The sequence below is a fragment of the Aeromonas sp. NJAU223 genome (genome assembly GCF_051125555.1).
Lineage (GTDB): Bacteria > Pseudomonadota > Gammaproteobacteria > Enterobacterales > Aeromonadaceae > Aeromonas > Aeromonas veronii_G.
The window spans coordinates 3,061,598-3,081,708 of the sequence record NZ_CP144204.1 but is presented as its reverse complement, the minus strand read 5'-3'; the positions used below and the strand labels follow the sequence as shown (position 1 = coordinate 3,081,708).

The following is a 20,111-nucleotide window of genomic DNA, read 5'->3' as shown; positions in this document are numbered from 1 at the left end:
GCGAGCCGAATGCACACAACGGAGTGAAACCTGGGTTATCAGACGGATTGGGTCGCCAGGGTGGCGGCCTTCATCTCCCGCTTGATGCGGCGGATCTTGCGCTCCTCGGCCACGGCCACGCAGGCCATCAACACCAGGCAGGCGGCGGCGGCCATGTCCAGCGCCGCGAAGGTGCCGTCCCAGCCGGTCAGACCGAAGATGGGGGTGCCGTCGGCAATCATGCCAAGACCCAGCTTGGCGAAGCTGTCACCGATGAGGTAGGCGAAGGTGCCCTTGACCCCGTCGGCCACGCTGATGCCCTGTTTCGGCACGAAGCCCACGGCGGCGACACCGATCAGCAGCTGCGGACCGAACACCAGGAAGCCCAGCAGGAAGAGGGAACCCAGGAACATGAACTGGGTGGTTGCGTGCTGATAGAGTCCCAGGGTGGCGATGATGAGGGCCAGCGCCACGCAGGCTACCAGGCCGCGGCGCCCGTTCGCCAGATCCGAGAGGTAACCCCACATCAGGGTGCCGACCAGGGCGCCCACTTCGAAGAAGGTGAAGCCCTGAATGGCCACGTCCTTGGAGAAGCCGAGCTCCTGGTGGGCATAGACGGTAGACCACTGGTCGATGCCGATGCGCACCACGTAGAGGAAGATGTTGGCGAAGCAGAGCAGCCAGATCACCTTGTTCATCAGCACGTATTTCACGAAGATCTGCCACTTGGTGAGCTTCTGCTCCTCGGTGGCGACGTCCTCTTCGCTCGCCACTTCGTCAAACAGCTCTTCCACCTTGCCGAGGCCATAGGATTCCGGCGAATCGCTGCCAAAACGCAGGCCCACGAAGCCGACGATGAGGGCAATGATGGAGGGGAAGATAAACATGCCGAGCACGTTGCCATCGAACAGGTAATTGGCACCAAACAGCGCCACCCCGGCCGCACCGGCCCCGCCCACGTTGTGGGAGAGGTTCCACATGCCGAGGTAGGTGCCACGCTTGTTGCGAGGGGTCCACTTGGTGATGGTGGAGTAGCTGCAGGAGCCGCCACAGCTCTGGAAGAAGCCGCTCAGAGCATAGAAGAAGATCATCAGGTAGAGGCTGAAACCCGTGCCCCCCATGCTGGCGCTGAAGCCCAGCATGCACAGGGCGGAGAGGATCAGCATCAGCGGCAGGAACTGCTTGGTGTTCTTGCCGTCCGCGTAGTAGGAGACGATGGTCTTGCCCACCCCGTAGGTGATGGAGAAGCCGAGGCCTATCATGCCGAGCTCGGTCATGGAGAGGCCGTACTCCTGGATCATGTCGTTCTGTGCAATGTTGAAGTTCTTGCGGATCAGATACATGGTCAGGTAGCCGATGAAGACCACCAGATAGGATTGCATAAAGGGCTTGAACCAGAGCTTGCGCCGGGCTTCGAGCGGCAGATCCAGGGTGGGGACCCTGACCTGTTCGAGCAGTTTCAACATCTTCGTTCTTCCTCTGCGAATAGACGGAATTTTCGCCGCGCCCCTGGGTTCTGGCGGCCGATGGGTCGGCCTGTTATGGGAGGTCACGCCACGAAAAGGCGGCAGGGTGGACTCTTGTCTCGCTCTCCTGCCTGTGGAACCTGTGTCCGGTCGCCGTTTGGCGGGGGATCACTGCATCAGGTAGGCCTGACTGTAATGAGGGGCGCCGCCTGTGGCGTGAGAGCCATCCCTAGTGGACTTAAGAAAATTTCCTAGTTTGGCGGTGTTCGCCCCTGAACTGTGAAGGGGATCACGGCAAGAGTGGGCGGCAGGGGACGCGGCGGCAGGGAGGCGGGATGGTCAATGTGATGACGGAGGGCTGGCTTGGCCAGGCCGTAAGTGGGCAGGCGCTGTGACCAGAAACAAGAAGAGGCCACCTTGGGGTGGCCTCTTTGCGTCTTGCAGTGCTTTCTTGCAGCCAGGAGGGGATCAGGCGGCCTTGGCCAGCGCGCGCTCGTCCGTCTTCTTCATCCGCAGCTTTTTCAGGGCAATCGCCACCACGCCGGTAACGATGGCGCCGCAGATCATGCAGAGCAGGGCCAGCAGCGGCTTGTTGACTGCCCCCAGCAGAGCCACGATGGGGCCACCGTGGGCCACGCTGTTGGTGATGCCAAACAGGAAGGCCATGACGGCTGCGGTCATGCTGCCCAGCATGTTGGCCGGAATGACGGCGAGCGGGTCACGGGCGGCGAACGGAATGGCCCCCTCGGAGATCCCCACCAGGCCCATGGCGCCGGCGGCCTTGCCTGCCTCTATTTCGGTTTCATCGAAGATGCCGAGCTTGCGACCGAGCACGGTGGCGAGCGACATGCCAAGGGGGGCAGCCGGGATGGCGCAGGCCATGGCGCCCATGAACTGGGTCTGGCCTGAGGCAATCATGCCCACGGAGAACAGGAAGGCCACCTTGTTGACCGGGCCACCCATGTCAAAGCCCGCCATGCCCCCCAGCACGATACCGAGCAACACCAGGCTGCCACCGCTCATGGAGAGCAGCATGGCGTTGAGGCCCGTCATCATGTCGGCGATGGGGGCACCGATGATGAAGATGAAGACGGCAGCGATAAAGAGCGACCCGACGATGGGGGCGATGAGGATCGGCACCAGCGGCTGCACCATCTTGTGGTACTGGCGGGTCGCGATCCAGCGCACCAGATAACCGACCAGCAGGCCCGCGATGATGGCACCGATGAAGCCGGTCCCGGCGTCGGCACCGTAGAAGCTGCCGTTGTTGGCAATCCAGCCGCCGATGAAGCCAGGGGCCAGGGCCGGTCTGTCACCGATGGCGTAGGCGATGTAACCGGCGAGGATGGGGATCATCAGGGTGAAGGCGGCGACGCCTACGTTGAGGATCTGGTTCCACATGCTGCCTGCCGGGATCTGCATGCCGCTCGGGGTCGGATCGCCGCCGATGACGAGCGCCAGGGCGATCAGCAAGCCCCCGGTCACCACGAAGGGGATCATGTGGGAGACGCCGTTCATCAGATAGCGGTAAAGATCGGAGGTGCCACCGGCGCTCTTCTCCTCGCTCTTGCGCTCATCCTTGTCCGCCACGTAGGCGGGGGCCTTGAGGGCCTGCTCGATCAGCCCCTTGCCATCCTTGATGGGGGCCTTGACCCCGGTCTTGATCAGCGGCTTGCCGTTGAAGCGGGCCATGTCCACCTGCTTGTCGCAGGCCACGACGATGGCGCTGGCGCGGGCGATGTCGGCCGCAGTCGGGCTGTTCTTGACGCCGATGGAGCCGTTGGTCTCCACCTTCACCTCAAAGCCCAGCTCCTTGGCAGCGCGCTCCAGGGATTCGGCCGCGAGATAGGTGTGGGCGATACCGGCCGGGCAGCCGGTGACGCCGATGATGAGGCCCTTGTCGGCGGCCGGTGCTGCAGCAGTCTCTTCTTTCTTCTCGAGCAAGAGCGCCAGCGCCTCGGCCGGGGTCTTGGCGGCCAGCAGGGCGTCGATAAAGCCCTCTTCAATCAGCTTGGCGGAGAGTTCGGCCAGCACCTCGATGTGGTGGTTGGCGCCGCCCGCCGGGGAGGCAATCATGAAGAACAGGCGGGATGGCTTGCCATCCTCGGCGCCGTAATCGATGCCGGCGCGGCTGATGCCGATGGCCACCGCCGGGGTGCTCACCGCCGCGCTCTTGGCGTGGGGCAGGGCGACGCCCTCTTCAAAGCCGGTGTTGTCCAGCGCTTCCCGGGCCCACAAGTCCTTGATGAACTGCTGCTCGTCGCTGACCTTGCCTTGCGCCGCCAGCAGGCGGGCCATCTCGCTGAAGACCTCCTCCTTGCGGCTGGCCTTTAAATCGAGCGCGATCAGCTGCTCGTTGATAAGGGTGGTGATCATGGCGTTCTCCCCGCTCCTCGCTGGAGCCTGTTGGCATCGTTTCCCGGGTGACCACGACAGGTGCTACCCCGGGACATGCAGACAAATTTGACCCTCCTATTATGGTGGGGGCGTGACCTTCTCCCTATCGGACAAAGCTGCGAAATACTGGATTTTTGTGCGATGTCATCTTGAGTGTGACCCCGATCTCACAGCAGACCAGTCGATAAGATGGGCCGGCATTCAACATGATGATGTTTTTTTATTTTTAAAAATCATAGTTTTGCGATTTTTCACTCCAACGTGATTGTGTGGTGGCGTATGCTGTTATCCAGCCCGTAACAGGTGCTAACCTGTAAATTTGTGAGGTGAAAAGAAGGAACTTGGTGTGAGCTGTCGCACATAAATGGCGGTGGTGGGGCACGTGATAAGGGGAGGCAGGCGAGGGGATAGGTGGAAAAATGGGTTGAGCCATTGGTGCCAGATAGTCCGCCACAGCGCGCGAGTGAAACCACAGGAATTGGCCCCGTAGGGTGCAATGAACGGAGTGAATTGCACCGCTTGTTTGAGCTGAATGTGTGGTGGAGAGGGGATGGCTGAAAAGATAGAGGTGATAACGCGAATGTACGAATACGCTGCGCTATTCGAGTCTATGGATTACACGATATGTGCAACCGACTCCAGCCAGTGGGGAACTTGTTGCCGATACCACTCCAGATATTGCTGTGCCTGCGGCTTCGCCCTTCTGGTCAGCAGATTAGTGACCTCAATAATCAGCCAGCACTTGGCTATGACGAGATGACGTAGCAACCGGTCACCTGAGAGAAGCGAACTGTGGCGAAGATAATGCTCAATGATGGCTTCATACTCCGCCAGTGAACCCATCCGTGGCACCAGAGGGGCCAGATCGATGGCCGGACTGCCATAACCAAACCGCTCCCAGTCAAACAACACCAGCTGGCCATTGTCACGGGTGCCCCAGTTGCCCTGATTGCTATCTCCCGAAATCAGGCATGATTCCTCGAATAGTTCGTTGCCAACTTGCTGGATATGGTGGATCTGCTCGTTGGTCGCTTCCGGCAGGCAGAGTACAGAGAGCGCCTCGTCGGTGTCGGCGAGCGGCCAGCCGTGCTTTTTCACCGCAAAGTCGGGCTGATAGTTGGTGTTGTGTAGGCTGGCCAGCTGAACAAAGGTCTGCTCGTTGTGGTTCAACTGCGTGAGTGTAACTGGATGAGGGATCTGCTCAAGGAACAGGGTCTCCTCCTCGACCTTGAGCAGAGCAGGTGTGTTGAGCCCGCTCAAATGGGAGGCTGCGTATTGGTAGAAATGGCGTTCGACCGCTGATGCGCCGCTTTTTCTGATACAGGGCTTGCCATCCAGCAGCTGGATATTTACCGAAGCGCTCCCCATCTCTGCCAGCTCCTGTTGTGTCATCCAGTCCCCTGTGGGCTATGAATAGCCAGTTGTGTGAGATAGCTATCTACCTCTTGGCGGGTGGTGAAATGGTGCTTGTCGCTTGGGCATCGTTCAAACAGCTCGCGATGGGATTGGCGGAAGCTTTTACTGGCTTGCGGCTCATACTCCGATGCCCAGACCAGCAGTTGTTGAAAATTCTCCTCAACGGCGATGGTATCGCGTTGCCTAGCGCTTTGCGAGCCGCGTGATAGCAGTGAATCCCGACAGACTGACCAGTCGAGATCGAGAAAGAGCAGGAGATCGGCGGTATTAAGCAACGGCTCGGCCAGGGTACCAAATACCCCTTCGCCTACCCAGGATGGCTCTTGGACCAGCACTTTAGTGACAAGGTCGCTCTCATCTTGTGGCCGTTTTTGATTAAACCCACCCGACAGCCAGACAATGGCGTCCAGATTAGCCTCGCGGATAGTTAGTGAATGGCGCGCCATCAGGTCTCTCCTCCTGGCTATCCCATCGAGGTCGCCGTCACCGGTTTGATGCCCTCATCAATAGAACCAACCGGTCCTGAACGATACACCCGTGATGACAAACAGGATGGAGATAATGGTCACCGGGATGATATGCCAGGCCATGGTGGTGAGGGTTTTCTCGGACAGGTTTGGAATGACGCGAAACCTCGCACTCAGTGCGAAGCAGAGCGTCAAGGCGAGCAGCGACAGCTTCAACAGGATCGGGTGGGCGACGGGATTGGAAAAATCCAGCCACTGGCTGACATCCGGCAGCATTCTATGGGCCAGAAACAGACCCGTTATCACCTGGATGATCAGGGCCGGCATGCCGATTTTTTCGTAAACGGATTCGAACTCCAATAGTCTGGCGGGTGAGCGCTCCCTCAATACCCTTGGCAGTACGACCACCGACAGCACTATGTGGCCGCCAGTCCAGACTGTGGCCGCGAGTATATGTAACAACAGTGCCAATCCGTACATTCCTTCCTCCGGTGGTGCAACGTCAATGCGCCGCGCCCTTCATATCAGGCTCTGACTGGACCTCAGTGTGATGCCGAGGGTGTCTGAGGCAATATCCTTGTCCCGCAGGTGAGCGAACAAAACATGCCAATCAATGGCATGATTTCCCAAAACCCGGTGCCGCACCCTGCTCAAGATCAATGAATCCTCCCAATGCCGCTGTTCTTTGCTGTGACAAGGGACTGGCGTCGGTGGGTCGGATGGCGAGGAGACATATCAGCGGCACCGTCTTGGCCAGGGTCAGCCGCCCCGTCTCCGGGTGCCCTTCCTGATGCTGACCTTCCCATGGTGGCCTTGCTTGGCAATATCCGCTATCGGTGCTGGCTCAAGGGGCAGGGAAGGTATCAGGGGGGCGGACGTGCCGATGATGGCCTCAGCCGTTCAAGCTCAGGCCGATTCCCGCTTCTGCAGGCTGGGGGTGATGATATGGCGATTGGGGACGAGCTCGGGTTGCTGCATGCGGGCCAGCAGACGGCGGGCAGCCTGGCGGCCAATCTCCCGGGCCGGGGAGTCGACGAAGGTGAGGGCGGGGGAGCTGAGCTCGGCCTCGGCAATGTCGTCAAAGCCGAGCAGAGCTACCTGCTGGCCGATGTAGTTGTCCTTGCCCACAGTGCGCCCGCTCGCCTCCACCCCGTAGATGCCGCCGAGGGCAACCTCGGGGTAGTGGCAGAGGATGGCGGTTACCTTGGGATGCTGGTGTAGCAGCTGGGCTATGGTGTCGGCGGCGCTGCGCTGGGTGCGATCGCACTCCAATACCCACTCGGGTTTGAACGGCAATCCGTATTGCAACAGGCTGGCGCAGTAGCCGCCGATCCGCTCGGCCCGGGTCAGGGAGTCCGCGCGCCCCCCCACGTAGGCGATATGGCGATGGCCCTGCTCGATGAGGTAGGTGGCGGCCTGCTGGGCGGCATGGGTGTTGTCCGGGCCGATGAAATCCACGTCGTCGCGATAGTAGGAGCGGGCGGCGCACACCACGGGCAGCTGGGAATCGATGAGTGCCTGCAAGGTCTTGGCGGCGGCGCCGCGCACCGGGTTGAAGATGATGCCGGCCACCCCCTGGCGGGAGAGGGACTGGATGCTCTGCTGCAGCCGCTCCGGGCTGTGGCCGCACTGGGTCAGAAACAGCAGATAGCCCTGCTGCTCCAGCACCTCGCTCACCCCGGCGGTCACCTCGGTATAGAAGGGATCCGTGATGTCCCGCAGGATCAGGCCCACCAGATTGGAGTGCTGGCTGCGCAGGTTGGCGGCGGCGCTGTTGGGCACGTAGGCGAGGGTGTCGATGGCTTGCTGCACCCGCTCTGCGGTGGCGGGAGAGATGCGCCCCTTGCCCCGCAGCACCAGGGAGACGGTGGTGACCGAGACCCCCGCCAACTGGGCCACATCGGTGATCTTGGCATGCTTGGAAGGTTGTGATGTGGGCGGCATAGGTGCTTGTGTGGAGAATAAAGAGAGCCGAGAGGCACAGCATACCCCCTGCCGGGAGGGAGTAAAACGTTACAGCATACAGGGAGGGATCTGTCTCACAGATTTGGTATCCGCCGCATTATTGAGCGGTTGTTTTGTGATCTTGCGGGGGATTTTGAGTTGATAAAACGTTTTATCATTCACAAAACCTGATGCGATTCCCGCTTGCAGCACCCCGATGACGCGGCAGAGGATCGACACAGGATCTGACCTTCACTTCACAAGGATTAGACAGATGGCCAAGTCCCCCGCCAAATCCACAATCTGGGAGTTCCTGCAGAGCCTCGGCAAGACCTTTATGCTGCCGGTCGCCCTGCTCGCCTTCTCCGGTATTCTGCTCGGCGTCGGCAGCTCGCTCACCAGCGATGCGGTGAAGCAGAGCATGCCCTTCCTCGACAATATGGTGCTGCAGCTGCTGTTCCTCTGGATGACCAAGGTGGGGCTGGTGGCCTTCATCTACCTGCCGGTGATGTTCGCGGTCGCGATCCCGCTCGGGCTGGCCCGTGAAGAGAAGGGGGTGGCGGCCTTTGCCGGTTTCGTCGGCTATGCGGCCCTGAACCTCTCCATCAACTTCTACCTGACGGTGGCGAAGGTCATCGGCGACGGGGCGGCGGAGAAGGCCTACGGGGTGAAATCCATCCTCGGCATCAGCTCCATCGACACCGGGATCCTCGGGGCCATCATCGTCGGGATCATCGTCGCCAAGCTCCACGCCCGCTTCTACACCTACAAGATGCCCGATGCCCTGGCCTTCTTCGGCGGCGCCCGTTTCGTACCCATCATCACCGCCATCGTGCTGGGGGTGGTCGGCCTGGTGGTGCCCCTGGTCTGGCCCTGGTTTGCGGCCGGGATCAACGGCATCGGCGCCGTCATCTCCCACGCCGGTCCCTTCGGCCCCTTCCTGTTCGGTACCGGTGAGCGACTGCTGCTGCCCCTTGGCCTGCACCATATCCTGGTGGCACTCATTCGCTTCACCGAGGCCGGCGGCACCCAGTTGGTGTGCGGCCACGAGGTGAGCGGGGCGCTCAACATCTTCTACTCCGAGCTCTCCTGCGCCGATACCACCCAGTTCTCGGTGTCGGCCACCTCCTTCCTCTCCCAGGGCAAGATGCCGGCCTTCCTCGGCGGCCTGCCGGGGGCGGCGCTTGCCATGTATCACTGCGCCCGTCCGGAGAATCGCGGCAAGATCAAGGCGCTGCTGGTCTCCGGCGTGGTGGCCTGCGTCATCGGCGGGATCACCGAACCGCTCGAGTTCCTGTTCCTGTTCGTCGCCCCCGTGCTCTACGTCGTGCACGCCATCCTGACGGGTCTGGGCTTCATGACCATTGGGCTGCTCGGGGTCACCATCGGCAACACCGACGGCAACCTCATCGACTTCCTGGTGTTCGGCGTGCTGCAGGGCACCGCCACCAAGTGGTATCTGGTGCCCGTGGTGGCGGCCATCTGGTTCGCGGTCTATTACGGGGTATTCCGCTTCGCCATCGTGCGCTTCAACCTGAAAACCCCGGGCCGCGAGATCGAGAGCAACGACGCGCCGCAACCGGCCGGCAAGAAGGCGGGCAGCAGCGGTTACAACGGGGAGGTCATCCTCAATGCCCTGGGGGGCGCGGACAACATACTCGCGCTGGACAACTGCATCACCCGGCTGCGGATGTCGGTGCAGGACATGAGCCGCGTCGACGACAAGCTGCTCAAAGCCAACGGCGCCATCGGGGTGATCAAGCTCGATGAGCACAACCTGCAGGTGGTCATCGGCCCTCAGGTTCACCTGGTGAAAAACCAGCTGCAGAACCTGATGGAGACCTGAGCCATCGTCATCATCCATGACATCGGGGGCCGAGGCCCCCTTGTCCATGACGCCTAATTATTCATCCCATCGATGGAGAATGAAAATCCATGCACCAGATTTATGACTTCGAGCGGGAGGTCGACCGCCACGGCACCTACTGCACCCAGTGGGACTATGTGGCAGACCGATTCGGTCATGCCGATCTGCTCCCCTTTACCATCTCCGACATGGATCTGGAGACGGCCCCCTGCATTCGCACCACATTGGCCAACCGGCTGGAACACGGGGTCTTTGGTTACAGCCGCTGGAATCACGACGACTTCAAGGGCGCTGTCTGCGACTGGTTCGCCCGCCGCCATGGCGCCGAACTAAGTGCCGACCCCCTGGTCTACGGACCCTCCGTCATCTATATCATCGCCCAGCTGATCCTCCTCTGGTCCAGGCCGGGGGATGGCGTGCTGGTACACACCCCGGCCTACGACGCCTTCGGCAACATGCTCGGCGCCAACGACCGGGTGCTGCTCCCGTGCCCGCTGCAACAGCGGGAGGGAAACCATGAAATAGACTGGGCATGCTTCGAGCGTCTGGCGGCCCGCCCGGATTGCCGCATCCTGCTGCTGTGCAACCCTCACAACCCCACGGGCCGGGTCTGGACGCGAGAAGAGCTGGGGCGGATGGCGACAGTCTGCCAGCGCCACGGGGTGCGGGTCATCTCGGATGATATCCACATGGACATGAGCTTCGTCCCCTATGTGCCCTGGAGCGAGGTGGCCCAGGGGGATGATTGGGCTCTGGTGAGTTCGGGCTCCAAATCCTTCAATATCCCGGCCCTTGGCGGCGCCTATGCGTTTGTACCCAATCGAGAGGTGCGGGATTATTACTTGCGCCGCCTCAAGGCCGCCCACGGTCTCTCATCCCCCCCGATTCTCGGGGTGCTGGCTCATATCAGCGCCTATCGAGACGGTGATGAGTGGCTCGACGCCCTGAAAATCCACCTGCATGGCAACTTGAGCCGGGTGGCCACGCGACTCAACGCCGCCTTCCCCGCCATCGACTACAAGGTGCCCGAGGGGACCTACCTCGCCTGGATTGACCTGAGCGGCCTTGGCATCGACTCGGCAGAGCAGATGGATGTGCTGCAGAGCCTGCTGGTGGAAAAGTACCGGGTCGCCATCATGCGCGGCGACACCTATGGCCCCGAGGGGCGCGGTTTTATCCGCCTCAACGTCGGCTGCTCGCGCAAGAAGCTCGACAAGGGGCTGGACGCCCTGATCGGCGCCCTCACCGAGTTGTCATGAGCGGGATGGCGTGAGTAACGAAACGGGTCACCTAAGGGTGGCCCGTTTCGTTTGGGGTTGATGGCTTCGAGTGGTAGCGGGTCTGCTCTATCTGATCGAAGCGCAGGATCAGGGTATCGCCTCCCTTGAGGCGATAGGCGCAGTGAGAGCCGTTGCAGGCGATGCGGATATGGGGCTCATCTCCCAGCAGTGGCGACTGGCTATGGGCCTCGCTCTCTGGCCAGGTACCCTGTTCGAGGCGAGTGATCTGGGTTTGTGCAGCCTTAATACCTTGGATGAAAAAGCCCAAGGCTCCTCCAACAGGTAAGAGAATAGCGATAACCAGGAAGGCAAACTTGTAGTAGTTATCACCAAGCCAGATAAATGTTCGGCGAAGGAAGGGGGCAGGGTAGCGCTTTTTCTTCTGGGTTTGCTGGCAGGCCGCCCGATAAAGCCACGATGTTTGCCACCACCAGGTGAGACGGATCCTCCAGCGCGGACAAAAAATCAGGGCGGCACAAATGGCGAAGATCGAAATGATGAAGCCTAGCACGGGCCACATCCAGGGTTTGAGTATATTGAGCGTCGTCATAAGCCCAAAGGCCAGCAGATAGTCCGCCGGTGGAGAAAATTCCGCATAATCAAGACGAAAGGCCATGGTATAGCCATAGTGATAGGCCATCCCCAGCAGATAAGTTGCCGCAGTCAGGGCAGGGATCGCCGCTATTACTACGCCGACGAAACGCCAGATGCTTCCCTCATCTTCTGCTTCTGGCGTGTCTGTCCGCAGTTTCTTCACATGCTGACGTAACCAGCACCAACGGGTCGTGAATATGGGCTCACTCATAGAAATCCTTTTGAGTTCAGTCACTCGTGTGTATCAGTAGGCTGTCAGGTTTTACCTGGGCTCTTCGGTGCGAAACAGCACCTTGCCGCAGGAAAGACAGGTGTGGCGATAGCGAGGATCCGGCCAGCCAGCCTGGGGGTGGCCGACAACCTTGTCCGAGCCGCAGGCGCAGCAGCGGGCATTCAGCGTATCGTCGGTGGCACAGTCGGGGTGGGCCTCCAGATAATCGGCGCGAGTGGGCAGGCGTTGCCAGTCGGGGTGGGCGTGGCGCGTGTTCCAAAAATGCACGGCATAGAGGGTGCCCCCCATGGCGAGCAGACCCAGCAACAGCATGAGATCCATCGATGACTCCGAAGTGGGAAAGGCGTGGTGTCTGTGGGCCTATCTTAACGAGTCGGCACCATGGGCAGCCATCCCCACTTGGGTCAATCCCATTGCCTTGGGGGCGCTTGTGGCGCTACCCAAGCGGCAAGGGAAAACGAGGCAGGGGGCACCGTATCCTGATGGTCTCCGAGGCCTGCTACCGAGGGGTCTGTGGTTGAGCTATCGATGGGGAATACAGCGCAACATCGACTAGAAAGGGGCCCAGGGGCCCCTTATTAGTCTCAACGGGTTATCACAATCACCTGGGGTTTATCAGGCCACCTTGCTGCTGCCAGCCAGGGTCTGGGCCAGCAATCCATCTGGATTATGGATAGCATCCTTGGTCTTGACATCGATTATCTCGATATTAGTGAAGCGCTCCCGGTTCTTGATGGCCACGTCGTGGGCCAGGATGACGCAACGGGCGTTCGCCACGTCCTTTGCCGTGATGCGGTTGATGATGCCGTTGGCGCCCTGGGTCTCCACTTTGAGTTTGACTCCCGCCTTGGCCGCCGCCTTTTGCAGGCTCTTGGCGGCGAGGAAGGTGTGGGCCACGCCGGAGGGGCAGGCCGTGATGGCGAGCACCTCGGCTTCCCCTTCCGCTTCGATGGCCTGGTAGTCGGTATCGGCCACGGTCACGTCATCCTGTTCGGTCACCGGCTTTTTCAGCAGGTTGACGACAAGGGCGGTGGTGAGGGCGCCGAGCAGGGTGCCGAGGATATAACCCATCTTGCCTTCCACTACCGGCAGCACGATCCAGCCGCCCCAGGGGGCGTGGTTGATGCTGTGCATCATGAACCCCGTGATGTTGCCGACGATGCCGCCCGCGACGATGGCCGGGATGACCCGCACCGGATCGGCGGCGGCGAACGGGATGGCCCCTTCGCTGATGCCGATCATGCCCATGATGGCGGCTGCCTTGCCCGCTTCACGCTCTTCCTTCTTGTAGCGTTTGGGGGAGAGCAGGGTGGCCAGCGCCATGCCGAGCGGTGGCACGCAGATGGCGATGCCGACGCCCCCCATCAGCCAGGGCTGGGTGTTGACCTGGGTCTGGGCGAACAGGGTGGCGACCTTGTTGACCGGGCCGCCCATGTCGAACGCCGTCATGCCGCCCAGGATGGCACCGAGCATCACCTTGCCGGAGCCCGCCATGCTGGAGAGCCAGTGGTTCATCCCCTCCATCATGGCGGCGATGGGGGCACCGATGACCCACATGACGATGCCGCACACCAGGAAGGTGCCGATGAGCGGATAGATGAAGATGGAGCCGAGCGAACTCATGGAGTCCGGCAGTTTGATGCGCTTGAGCTGATTGACGATGAGCCCGGCGATGAAGCCCACCAGGATGGCGCCGAGAAAACCGGTGTGAAACTGCTGTACCGCAATCCAGGAGCCGATCATGCCGGGGGCCAGACCCGGCTTGTCCGCCATGGAGTAGGCGATGTAGCCACCGAGCACGGCGGTGAACAGGGTCAGCCCCGCGATGCCCATGTCGGCCATGTCCTTGAGCACCCCAGCCTCGGGTACGGCCCCTTTGCCACTCATCATGACCGAGAGCGACAGCAGCACGCCCCCCGCGACGATGAAGGGGATCATGTGGGAGGTACCAAACAGCAGGTGTTGCTTCAAGGTATTGAGCTGGGCCTTGATGCCGCGATCGGCCGGCGCCGGGGTGTGCTGGGCCGGCTTGGGGCTGGCCTGGGTTTGAGCGGGCCGGGCGGCGGGGGTCTTGGCCGAGAGCAGGGCCAACACCTCAGCCTTGCTGGTGGCTCCTTGCATCTGCGGGATGAAGCCGGGTTCGAGCAGCCTGGTGGAGAGCTCGGCCAGCACCTCGATATGGTGGTTGGCGGCCCCGGTCGGGGAGGCAATCATGAAGAACAGGCGGGAGGGCAGCCCGTCCTCTGCGCCAAAATCGATCCCCTGGCGGCTGATGCCGACGACGATGGCCGGTTGCAGCACGGCCTCGCTCTTGGCGTGGGGCAGGGCGACACCTTGTTCGAAGCCGGTGTTGCCGAGATTCTCCCGTGCCCAGAGATCGCGCACGAAATTCTCCTGATCACTGATTTTTCCGGCTTTTTTCAGCTGGGCCGCCAGTTCGCTGAACAGTCCCTGCTTGTCGGTGGCGGCAAGGTCGAGGCAGATCAGTCCTTCATCTATCAAGGTGGTGAGCATAAGAGTCTCCTGGCTTCGTCATGAGGCCGTCTTGAGGGCAAGTGTTTGGCCTGGCTATTATTTCGCCATTGCCCTGTGGCGGGAATCGGATAAATGTGCCGTTTACTGGAGTTTTGTGTCATTCCCTGCCGGCTGTGACCGGGGTCGCATTTTGAGCGTTTATCGAAATGGCGATAAGTGAGTGTGAATGCAGTTTAAAAACAATGAGTTATTTTTGTTTTGCTAGACGACAGGGAAGGCGCTTGCGGTGTAGATGAAGGGGTGACGACGGCGAAGTCTGGAGATTTGTGCGGCTCACCGATTGGAGGAAATGTGAGCTGGCTTTCAAAACGAAGGGTCTTTCCGTGAGGAGGTTCCGTGTGGCCCATGTCGGCAGGAAAATGCATTTATAACCAATTTTTAGATTGAATTATCCACTATCAATCGGTAATTTCCTTGAACCTTTGGAGCGACGACAGAGTCGAAACGAGGGAGCAGGTTGGCCAAACAGTGCCGTCAGCCAGTGTGTAACCCGAGATGTAAGGAGACATCCTGATGGAAAAACTTGACCAAGAAGTCGACATCATGCGCGAAGAGTTCAAACAACAGGAGCGCAAGCAGGCCAATGACAAGTGGCAGGCCAGGGTCGATGAGCTGCAGCGGGAGCGCGCCGAAGCGTCCCAGCCGGAGACGGCAGAACACTAGTCCGGTGATGGCCCGTAGGGGTCACCCATCAGGCTGATAATCAAACCCCCACCGCCCGCGAGGACGGTGGGGGTTTTCTATGGGGCCTATGCTGCGTGCGTCTCGAGCCTTACCCGGGCGCCATGAGTCGGGATCAGCCGGCGCTTGGGACCGGCTGGCGCCACATGCGGTACATGGTGTGGCAGTTGACGAACAGGAAGCTCAGTTCGATCAGGCTGCCGCCGATGGAGCCTATCAGTATGTTGTGGCTGGTCCAGCACAGGCCGCCTGCCAGCATGGAGAGCCGCAGCCCTATGCCCTTCGCCCGGAACAGCCCCCAGGTGCCGATGGTAGTGCCTATGATGGGCAGCCACTGCACCGGGCTGTGTATCCCCGGAATGCCGAGAGCCCACACCAGCACCAGGAAGAACACCATGACCCAGACGCTGCGAGTGCGTCCGGAGACCAGGGTGCGCGCACAACTGAGCCCGGCGCTGAGGGCCGCGGTATTTGCCCCCATCAGCAGGAAATGGAGGACGATGGCCCCCTGATAGAGGCAGAGCCTCAGCCGAAAACGTGCGTCGTCCCGCTGCCGGAAGGCGCTGATCCCGACCAGCATGGCGGCGAGGCCGATGCCTTGCGCCAGGGGTTGCTGCTCGAACAGGGTCCAGAGCGGGGTCAGCCAGTGGCCATCCATCATCATGAGAGGCTCCGTGCGCGATCAGCTGCGGTTGCCGGCACGGGCGACCCGGCCGCTTGCAAGCAACTGATAGTGGCCGGTGGCGACGGGCACGAAGGCGGACTGGCCCTTGCTGATCTGCAGGGTTTCGTCGCCCCGCTTGAGCAGGACGTCGCCGTCGATGGCAAACAGGATCTCGGCGCTGGCGGTGGTGAGCGCGTGTTCCCCCGCCGGATAGACGCTGAAGGTGAAGTCCGGCACCGGTACGTCGAAGTGCTGCACCGCGCCGTCAAGACGGGGACTGAGCAGGATCTGGTCATCCGGCTTGGGCAAGCAGCGGGTACAGTCCAGCAGCTCCGCCACGTCGATGTATTTGGGGGTGAGCCCGGCGCGCAGCACGTTGTCGGAGTTCGCCATGATTTCAAGACCGGTGCCGCGCACATAGGCGTGGGGGGTACAGGCATCCAGGAACATGGCCTGACCGGGCTGCAGGGTTACCACGTTGAGCAGCAGCGGCGAGAAGAGTCCCACATCGCCGGGGTATTGGGCGGCGAGGGCGGTGACGAGGGCAAAGGTCTCTTCATCCTGATGGGAGGCGGCGTAGGCCAGCAGGCCCGCCAGGGCTTCCTCCTTGCGGGTTCCTTCCAGGATCAGCAACTGGTGGAAGAAGTGCTGCAGGCCGGCTTCGTTTTGGCTGGCGCCAAGGCCTGCGACCAGATCGCCGAGGGAGGGGAGGCTGAGGCGCTCGAACAGCGCCAGGATGGCGGGAATGGCGCAAAAACCGTTCATCGCCTGATAGGGGGTGAGGGCAAACACCAGCTCCGGCTTGTGGTTCGGATCCTTGTAGTTGCGATTGCCCGCCTTGAGGGGAATGCCTGCGGCCTCTTCCCTGGCGAAGCCCGCTTCGGCCTGGGCCTTGCTCGGATGCACCTGGATGGAGAGGGCCTTCTCGGCGCACAGCACCTTGAACAGGAAGGGGAGGCTGGCGAAGCGGGCGACGGTGGCCTCCCCCAGCATGGCGGCGGGAGCGCCGTCGATCAGGGTGGAGAGTTTTTGCACGTCGCGACCCAGGGTCACCTCGGAGCAGCCGTTGGGATGGGCGCCCATCCAGAGCTCGGCCTGGGGCTTGCCATCCGGATTCGGGATGTCAAACAGGCGGGTCAGGGCGTCATGGCTGCCCCACTCGTAACCCTGAACGGGGTTGTGCATCAGCAGAAAGGAGGGCAGATCGCGACAGCTCATATGGGACGCCTCGTTGGATGTTGAGAAAACCGGGATAAAGAAAAAGGTGGCATTGACCATCAGGGGCGGACTATAACATGGGCGGCCGTACCCGCCGCAATCGCTTGCCTCTCTCTTGACTGGGATCTACATGTCACTCATCTTCAACCAGCTGCTGGACGGCGCCCTTCAGGAGCAAGCTCCCTTCGAACAGATCTGGTTTGCCCAGGATCAGGGGGTGCCGCCGGGGTTCAGCTATCAGGTCAACTTCCCCCGTCTGGAGCTGGTGTTCAGCGGCGAGTATCGCAACCAGATCTGGGACAGGGAGCAGGGGTGCATGGAAGTCTGCGTGCTGCCTGGGCAGGCGCTTTACATACCGCCAAACGCCTGGAACAAGCCTGAATGGACCACGGACTGCTCGGTGCTGAGCCTGCTGTTTGGCAAGCGCCAGCTGGGGTTCAGCCTGGTGAGCAAGCGCCAGCACGAGCCCGATTTTTTCGACGTACAAAAACACAGCATCATGGCCAGGGCCGGCCACGTGCTCGAACACATACTGGCGGCGCTCAATGCGCTGGCCGAGGATCCCGGTCGCTCCCCCACCGACAACCACCTGTTGCAGGCGCTGCTCACCAGCGCCCGTCAACTGCTGGCAGGGTCCGCCGCCGAGCGGCCACGGGGGGCGGATCTGTTCCACGGGGTCTGCATCTATATCCAGGAGAATTTTCACCGCCCCATCAGCCGGGACTCCATCGCCCATCGCTTCAACGTCTCGGCCAGCCATCTCTCCCACCTGTTTCGCGAGCAGGGCCATATGCGCCTTGCCGATTACATCAGCTGGGTGCGGATCGATCGGGCCAAATTCATGCTCAAAAAATATCGATTCCGGCTCGAAGAAGTGGCGACCCGCTGCGGTTACGGCGATGTAAATTATTTCTGCCGGGTGTTCAAGTTAAAGACGGGGTTGACCCCCTCCCAGTACCGCTCCCTGAGTCAGCCACAGGGGCAGGAGGAGGGATTGACAGGATGAGGCACAGCGAGAGCCGTGCCTTTGGAAGTCATGTGCCGGCTGGTATGGCGACAAGCCCGGCGCGAGTGGATGGGGCGCATTGTGATCCAGTGCCCTACTATGGTCGGACATGCACGCTCGCCATTTGATTATGCAAATGGATGGGCTAAGATGGCCGCGCGCAACGATCAGATTGATAACAAACGGAAGTTAGGAGATGCCGATGGAAAGCAAAGTAGTTATCCCGACCCAGGGCCAGAAAATCACAGTCGATGCCAACGGCAAGCTGAATGTCCCCCACAACCCGATCATTCCGTTCATCGAAGGGGATGGCATCGGTGTGGACGTGACCCCTGCCATGCTGAATGTGGTGAATGCCGCGGTCGAGAAGGCCTACAAAGGCGAGCGCAACATCGCCTGGATGGAAATTTATACCGGCGAGAAGTCTACCCATGTCTATGGCGAAGGTGCCTGGCTGCCAGCCGAAACCCTGGGCTTCATTCGTGAATACTGCGTCGCCATCAAGGGCCCGCTGACTACCCCGGTCGGTGGCGGTATTCGCTCCCTGAACGTGGCTCTGCGCCAGGAGCTGGACCTCTACGTCTGCCTGCGCCCGGTCCGTTACTACGAAGGGACCCCGAGCCCGGTCAAGCGTCCTGATTTGACCGACATGGTGATCTTCCGCGAAAACGCCGAAGACATCTACGCCGGTATCGAGTGGAAGGCCGACAGCGATGAAGCCAAGAAGGTGATCGCCTTCCTGCAAAACGAGATGGGCGTGAAGAAGATCCGCTTCCCCGAGTCCTGCGGTATCGGCATCAAGCCCATGTCCAAGGCCGGTACCGAGCGTCTGGTCCGTGCCGCCATCGAGTACGCCATCGACAACGACCGTGACTCCGTGACCCTGGTGCACAAGGGCAACATCATGAAGTTCACCGAGGGGGCCTTCAAGGATTGGGGCTATGCCCTGGCCCAGAAAGAGTACGATGCCCAGCTCATCGACGGCGGCCCCTGGTGCTCCTTCAAGAATCCGAAAACCGGCAAGACCATTGTCGTGAAAGACGTCATCGCCGACGCCTTCCTGCAACAGATCCTGCTGCGTCCGGCCGAGTATGACGTCATCGCCTGCATGAACTTGAACGGTGACTACATCTCCGACGCCCTGGCCGCTCAGGTCGGCGGTATCGGCATCGCTCCTGGCGCCAACATCGGTGACGGTGTGGCCCTGTTCGAAGCGACCCACGGCACTGCGCCTAAGTACGCCGGTCAGGACAAGGTCAACCCCGGTTCGCTGATCCTCTCCGCCGAGATGATGCTGCGCCACCTGGGCTGGACCGAGGCAGCCGATCTCATCATCAAGGGGATGGAAGCGGCGATCCGCAACAAGACCGTGACCTATGACTTCGAGCGTCTGATGGAAGGTGCCACCCTGCGCTCCTGCTCCCAGTTCGCCCAGGACATGATCGACCAGATGTAATGTCCAGGTTCTGAAAAGCAAAAACCGGCGCCATGAGCGCCGGTTTTTTATGGGTGACAGGTCGCCACCTCAGCCGTCAGGTGGTTTTGTCGACGTGTTGCTGGTAGATCTGCTGCCACTTGCTGAGTTCAGCCTCATCTCCTTGAGACTGCCAGAATTCGCAGATGGAGCTGGCGAGCTCGGATGCCATGGCGTGATCGCCATCGCGGCGGCTCATCAGATATTGTCCTAGCCAGCTTTGATATTGTTTCATCGTCCGATCTCCTTATCTAAGGTGCGCTTGGTGATAGCCGTACAGCGGATCAATCCCGCCAGACAGGCTCATCCAGGTCACTTTTTGCATCGCACATCGACTCGTCATCGGCAGTGTTTTTGCCCCTGATCCTGCTGGATCTGGGTGATAACGACGCGCAATTATCAAAAAACGGCCACTATCGTATCACAAAATAACCAACTTGGGGGGATTAACATCAAACGGATGATTTGGCCACCGTGATGGTGACGCCATAATCCGTGTCATCTTGCTGTTATTTGAAGAGAAAAGTCTGATGAGAACGGCATCGGGCAGTGAAAGACACTATGGGATCTGCTTGTGTCCGGACAGGTGTGCTATTCGACCGGGGGAAGGTAGGGGTGCGCTGATGATGAATGGTGCTGGCATGCCGCCGTGCAGGCCTCGGTCGATAATGTCATTGCCGGATGGGCAAAGTGGGGACGGGTGAATGATATGGGGAAGCGACAGGATTCAGATCGGTGCCGGTCCCAGCGAGAATGGACCCATCCCGCAGCGGCCACGAGTTTCAGCTCTGCCCGATATGACACATATTGCATGGCGTTAAATTGGGAAAATAGCAAAACCTTTCCTCAGGGTATAAGGTTTGGCCGGCAGAGAAGCGCATCTCGCGGGTT

Annotated in this window: 17 protein-coding genes; 5 read left to right on the top strand and 12 right to left on the bottom strand. The window is 60.7% G+C overall.

Translation table 11 applies throughout. From position 1 onward, the window contains the following. Nucleotides 1–38 precede the first annotated feature (38 nt). The 6 genes from uhpT to malI form a co-directional block, all read right to left on the bottom strand. The gene (gene uhpT, locus VZC39_RS13880) at nucleotides 39–1,445 is read right to left on the bottom strand and encodes a hexose-6-phosphate:phosphate antiporter (protein ID WP_434663319.1); all 1,407 of its coding nucleotides are present in this window, start codon (nucleotides 1,443–1,445) and stop codon (nucleotides 39–41) included. A 468-nt stretch (nucleotides 1,446–1,913) separates the two neighbouring features. Next, nucleotides 1,914–3,821 carry a PTS fructose transporter subunit IIABC gene (locus tag VZC39_RS13875; protein WP_434663316.1) on the bottom strand — a complete coding sequence of 636 codons (1,908 nt, stop codon included), beginning with the start codon at nucleotides 3,819–3,821 and terminating at the stop codon, nucleotides 1,914–1,916. Between the two features lie 636 nt (nucleotides 3,822–4,457). Next, on the bottom strand, nucleotides 4,458–5,234 hold the full coding sequence (locus VZC39_RS13870; protein WP_349918742.1) for a phosphotransferase family protein: 777 nt from the start codon (nucleotides 5,232–5,234) through the stop codon (nucleotides 4,458–4,460). Then, a complete protein-coding gene (locus tag VZC39_RS13865) occupies nucleotides 5,231–5,704 on the bottom strand; it encodes an AAA family ATPase (protein WP_349918741.1) in 474 nt (157 codons plus the stop codon). Before VZC39_RS13865 ends, VZC39_RS13870 begins: the two co-directional genes overlap by 4 nt. Nucleotides 5,705–5,761: 57 nt before the next feature. After that, nucleotides 5,762–6,187 (bottom strand): CopD family protein, encoded by a 426-nt coding sequence (locus tag VZC39_RS13860; protein WP_434663313.1) that lies wholly within the window; start codon nucleotides 6,185–6,187, stop codon nucleotides 5,762–5,764. Between the two features lie 444 nt (nucleotides 6,188–6,631). Further along, nucleotides 6,632–7,669 carry a Mal regulon transcriptional regulator MalI gene (gene malI, locus VZC39_RS13855; RefSeq protein WP_434663311.1) on the bottom strand — a complete coding sequence of 346 codons (1,038 nt, stop codon included), beginning with the start codon at nucleotides 7,667–7,669 and terminating at the stop codon, nucleotides 6,632–6,634. A 274-nt stretch (nucleotides 7,670–7,943) separates the two neighbouring features. Here malI and malX point away from each other — a divergent pair, with 274 nt between their 5' ends. Further along, nucleotides 7,944–9,515, top strand: a complete 1,572-nt coding sequence (gene malX / locus VZC39_RS13850) for a maltose/glucose-specific PTS transporter subunit IIBC (protein WP_434663308.1) — start codon at nucleotides 7,944–7,946, stop codon at nucleotides 9,513–9,515. An 89-nt stretch (nucleotides 9,516–9,604) separates the two neighbouring features. Beyond that, nucleotides 9,605–10,795 (top strand): MalY/PatB family protein, encoded by a 1,191-nt coding sequence (locus tag VZC39_RS13845; RefSeq protein WP_434663306.1) that lies wholly within the window; start codon nucleotides 9,605–9,607, stop codon nucleotides 10,793–10,795. A 31-nt stretch (nucleotides 10,796–10,826) separates the two neighbouring features. Here VZC39_RS13845 and VZC39_RS13840 read toward each other — a convergent pair whose 3' ends face one another. The 3 genes from VZC39_RS13840 to VZC39_RS13830 form a co-directional block, all read right to left on the bottom strand. Then, nucleotides 10,827–11,621 (bottom strand): hypothetical protein, encoded by a 795-nt coding sequence (locus VZC39_RS13840; RefSeq protein ID WP_434663303.1) that lies wholly within the window; start codon nucleotides 11,619–11,621, stop codon nucleotides 10,827–10,829. A gap of 51 nt (nucleotides 11,622–11,672) precedes the next feature. Further along, nucleotides 11,673–11,963, bottom strand: coding sequence for a hypothetical protein (locus tag VZC39_RS13835; RefSeq protein ID WP_434663300.1), 291 nt, complete (start codon nucleotides 11,961–11,963; stop codon nucleotides 11,673–11,675). A 294-nt stretch (nucleotides 11,964–12,257) separates the two neighbouring features. Further along, nucleotides 12,258–14,156 carry a PTS fructose transporter subunit EIIC gene (locus VZC39_RS13830; RefSeq protein WP_434663298.1) on the bottom strand — a complete coding sequence of 633 codons (1,899 nt, stop codon included), beginning with the start codon at nucleotides 14,154–14,156 and terminating at the stop codon, nucleotides 12,258–12,260. A gap of 534 nt (nucleotides 14,157–14,690) precedes the next feature. On the opposite strand from VZC39_RS13830, the gene VZC39_RS13825 reads away from it, so the two are divergent. Then, nucleotides 14,691–14,840, top strand: coding sequence for a hypothetical protein (locus VZC39_RS13825; RefSeq protein WP_349918730.1), 150 nt, complete (start codon nucleotides 14,691–14,693; stop codon nucleotides 14,838–14,840). A gap of 133 nt (nucleotides 14,841–14,973) precedes the next feature. Here the strand turns inward: VZC39_RS13825 and VZC39_RS13820 are convergent, their stop codons facing one another. After that, the gene (locus VZC39_RS13820) at nucleotides 14,974–15,522 is read right to left on the bottom strand and encodes a YgjV family protein (RefSeq protein WP_434663296.1); all 549 of its coding nucleotides are present in this window, start codon (nucleotides 15,520–15,522) and stop codon (nucleotides 14,974–14,976) included. 18 nt (nucleotides 15,523–15,540) lie between these two features. Beyond that, on the bottom strand, nucleotides 15,541–16,740 hold the full coding sequence (gene manA, locus VZC39_RS13815) for a mannose-6-phosphate isomerase, class I (RefSeq protein WP_434663295.1): 1,200 nt from the start codon (nucleotides 16,738–16,740) through the stop codon (nucleotides 15,541–15,543). A 130-nt stretch (nucleotides 16,741–16,870) separates the two neighbouring features. Between manA and VZC39_RS13810 the strand changes: the two genes are divergently transcribed. Beyond that, nucleotides 16,871–17,746: a helix-turn-helix transcriptional regulator gene (locus VZC39_RS13810; RefSeq protein ID WP_434663292.1), complete on the top strand. Its 876-nt coding sequence runs from the start codon at nucleotides 16,871–16,873 to the stop codon at nucleotides 17,744–17,746. A gap of 202 nt (nucleotides 17,747–17,948) precedes the next feature. Then, entirely contained in the window at nucleotides 17,949–19,202 is a 1,254-nt protein-coding gene (gene icd / locus VZC39_RS13805) for an NADP-dependent isocitrate dehydrogenase (RefSeq protein WP_349918725.1), read from the top strand. Between the two features lie 76 nt (nucleotides 19,203–19,278). On the opposite strand, the gene VZC39_RS13800 is transcribed toward icd, so the two are convergent. Continuing rightward, nucleotides 19,279–19,455, bottom strand: a complete 177-nt coding sequence (locus VZC39_RS13800; RefSeq protein WP_349918723.1) for a hypothetical protein — start codon at nucleotides 19,453–19,455, stop codon at nucleotides 19,279–19,281. Between the last annotated feature and the right edge of the window lie 656 nt (nucleotides 19,456–20,111).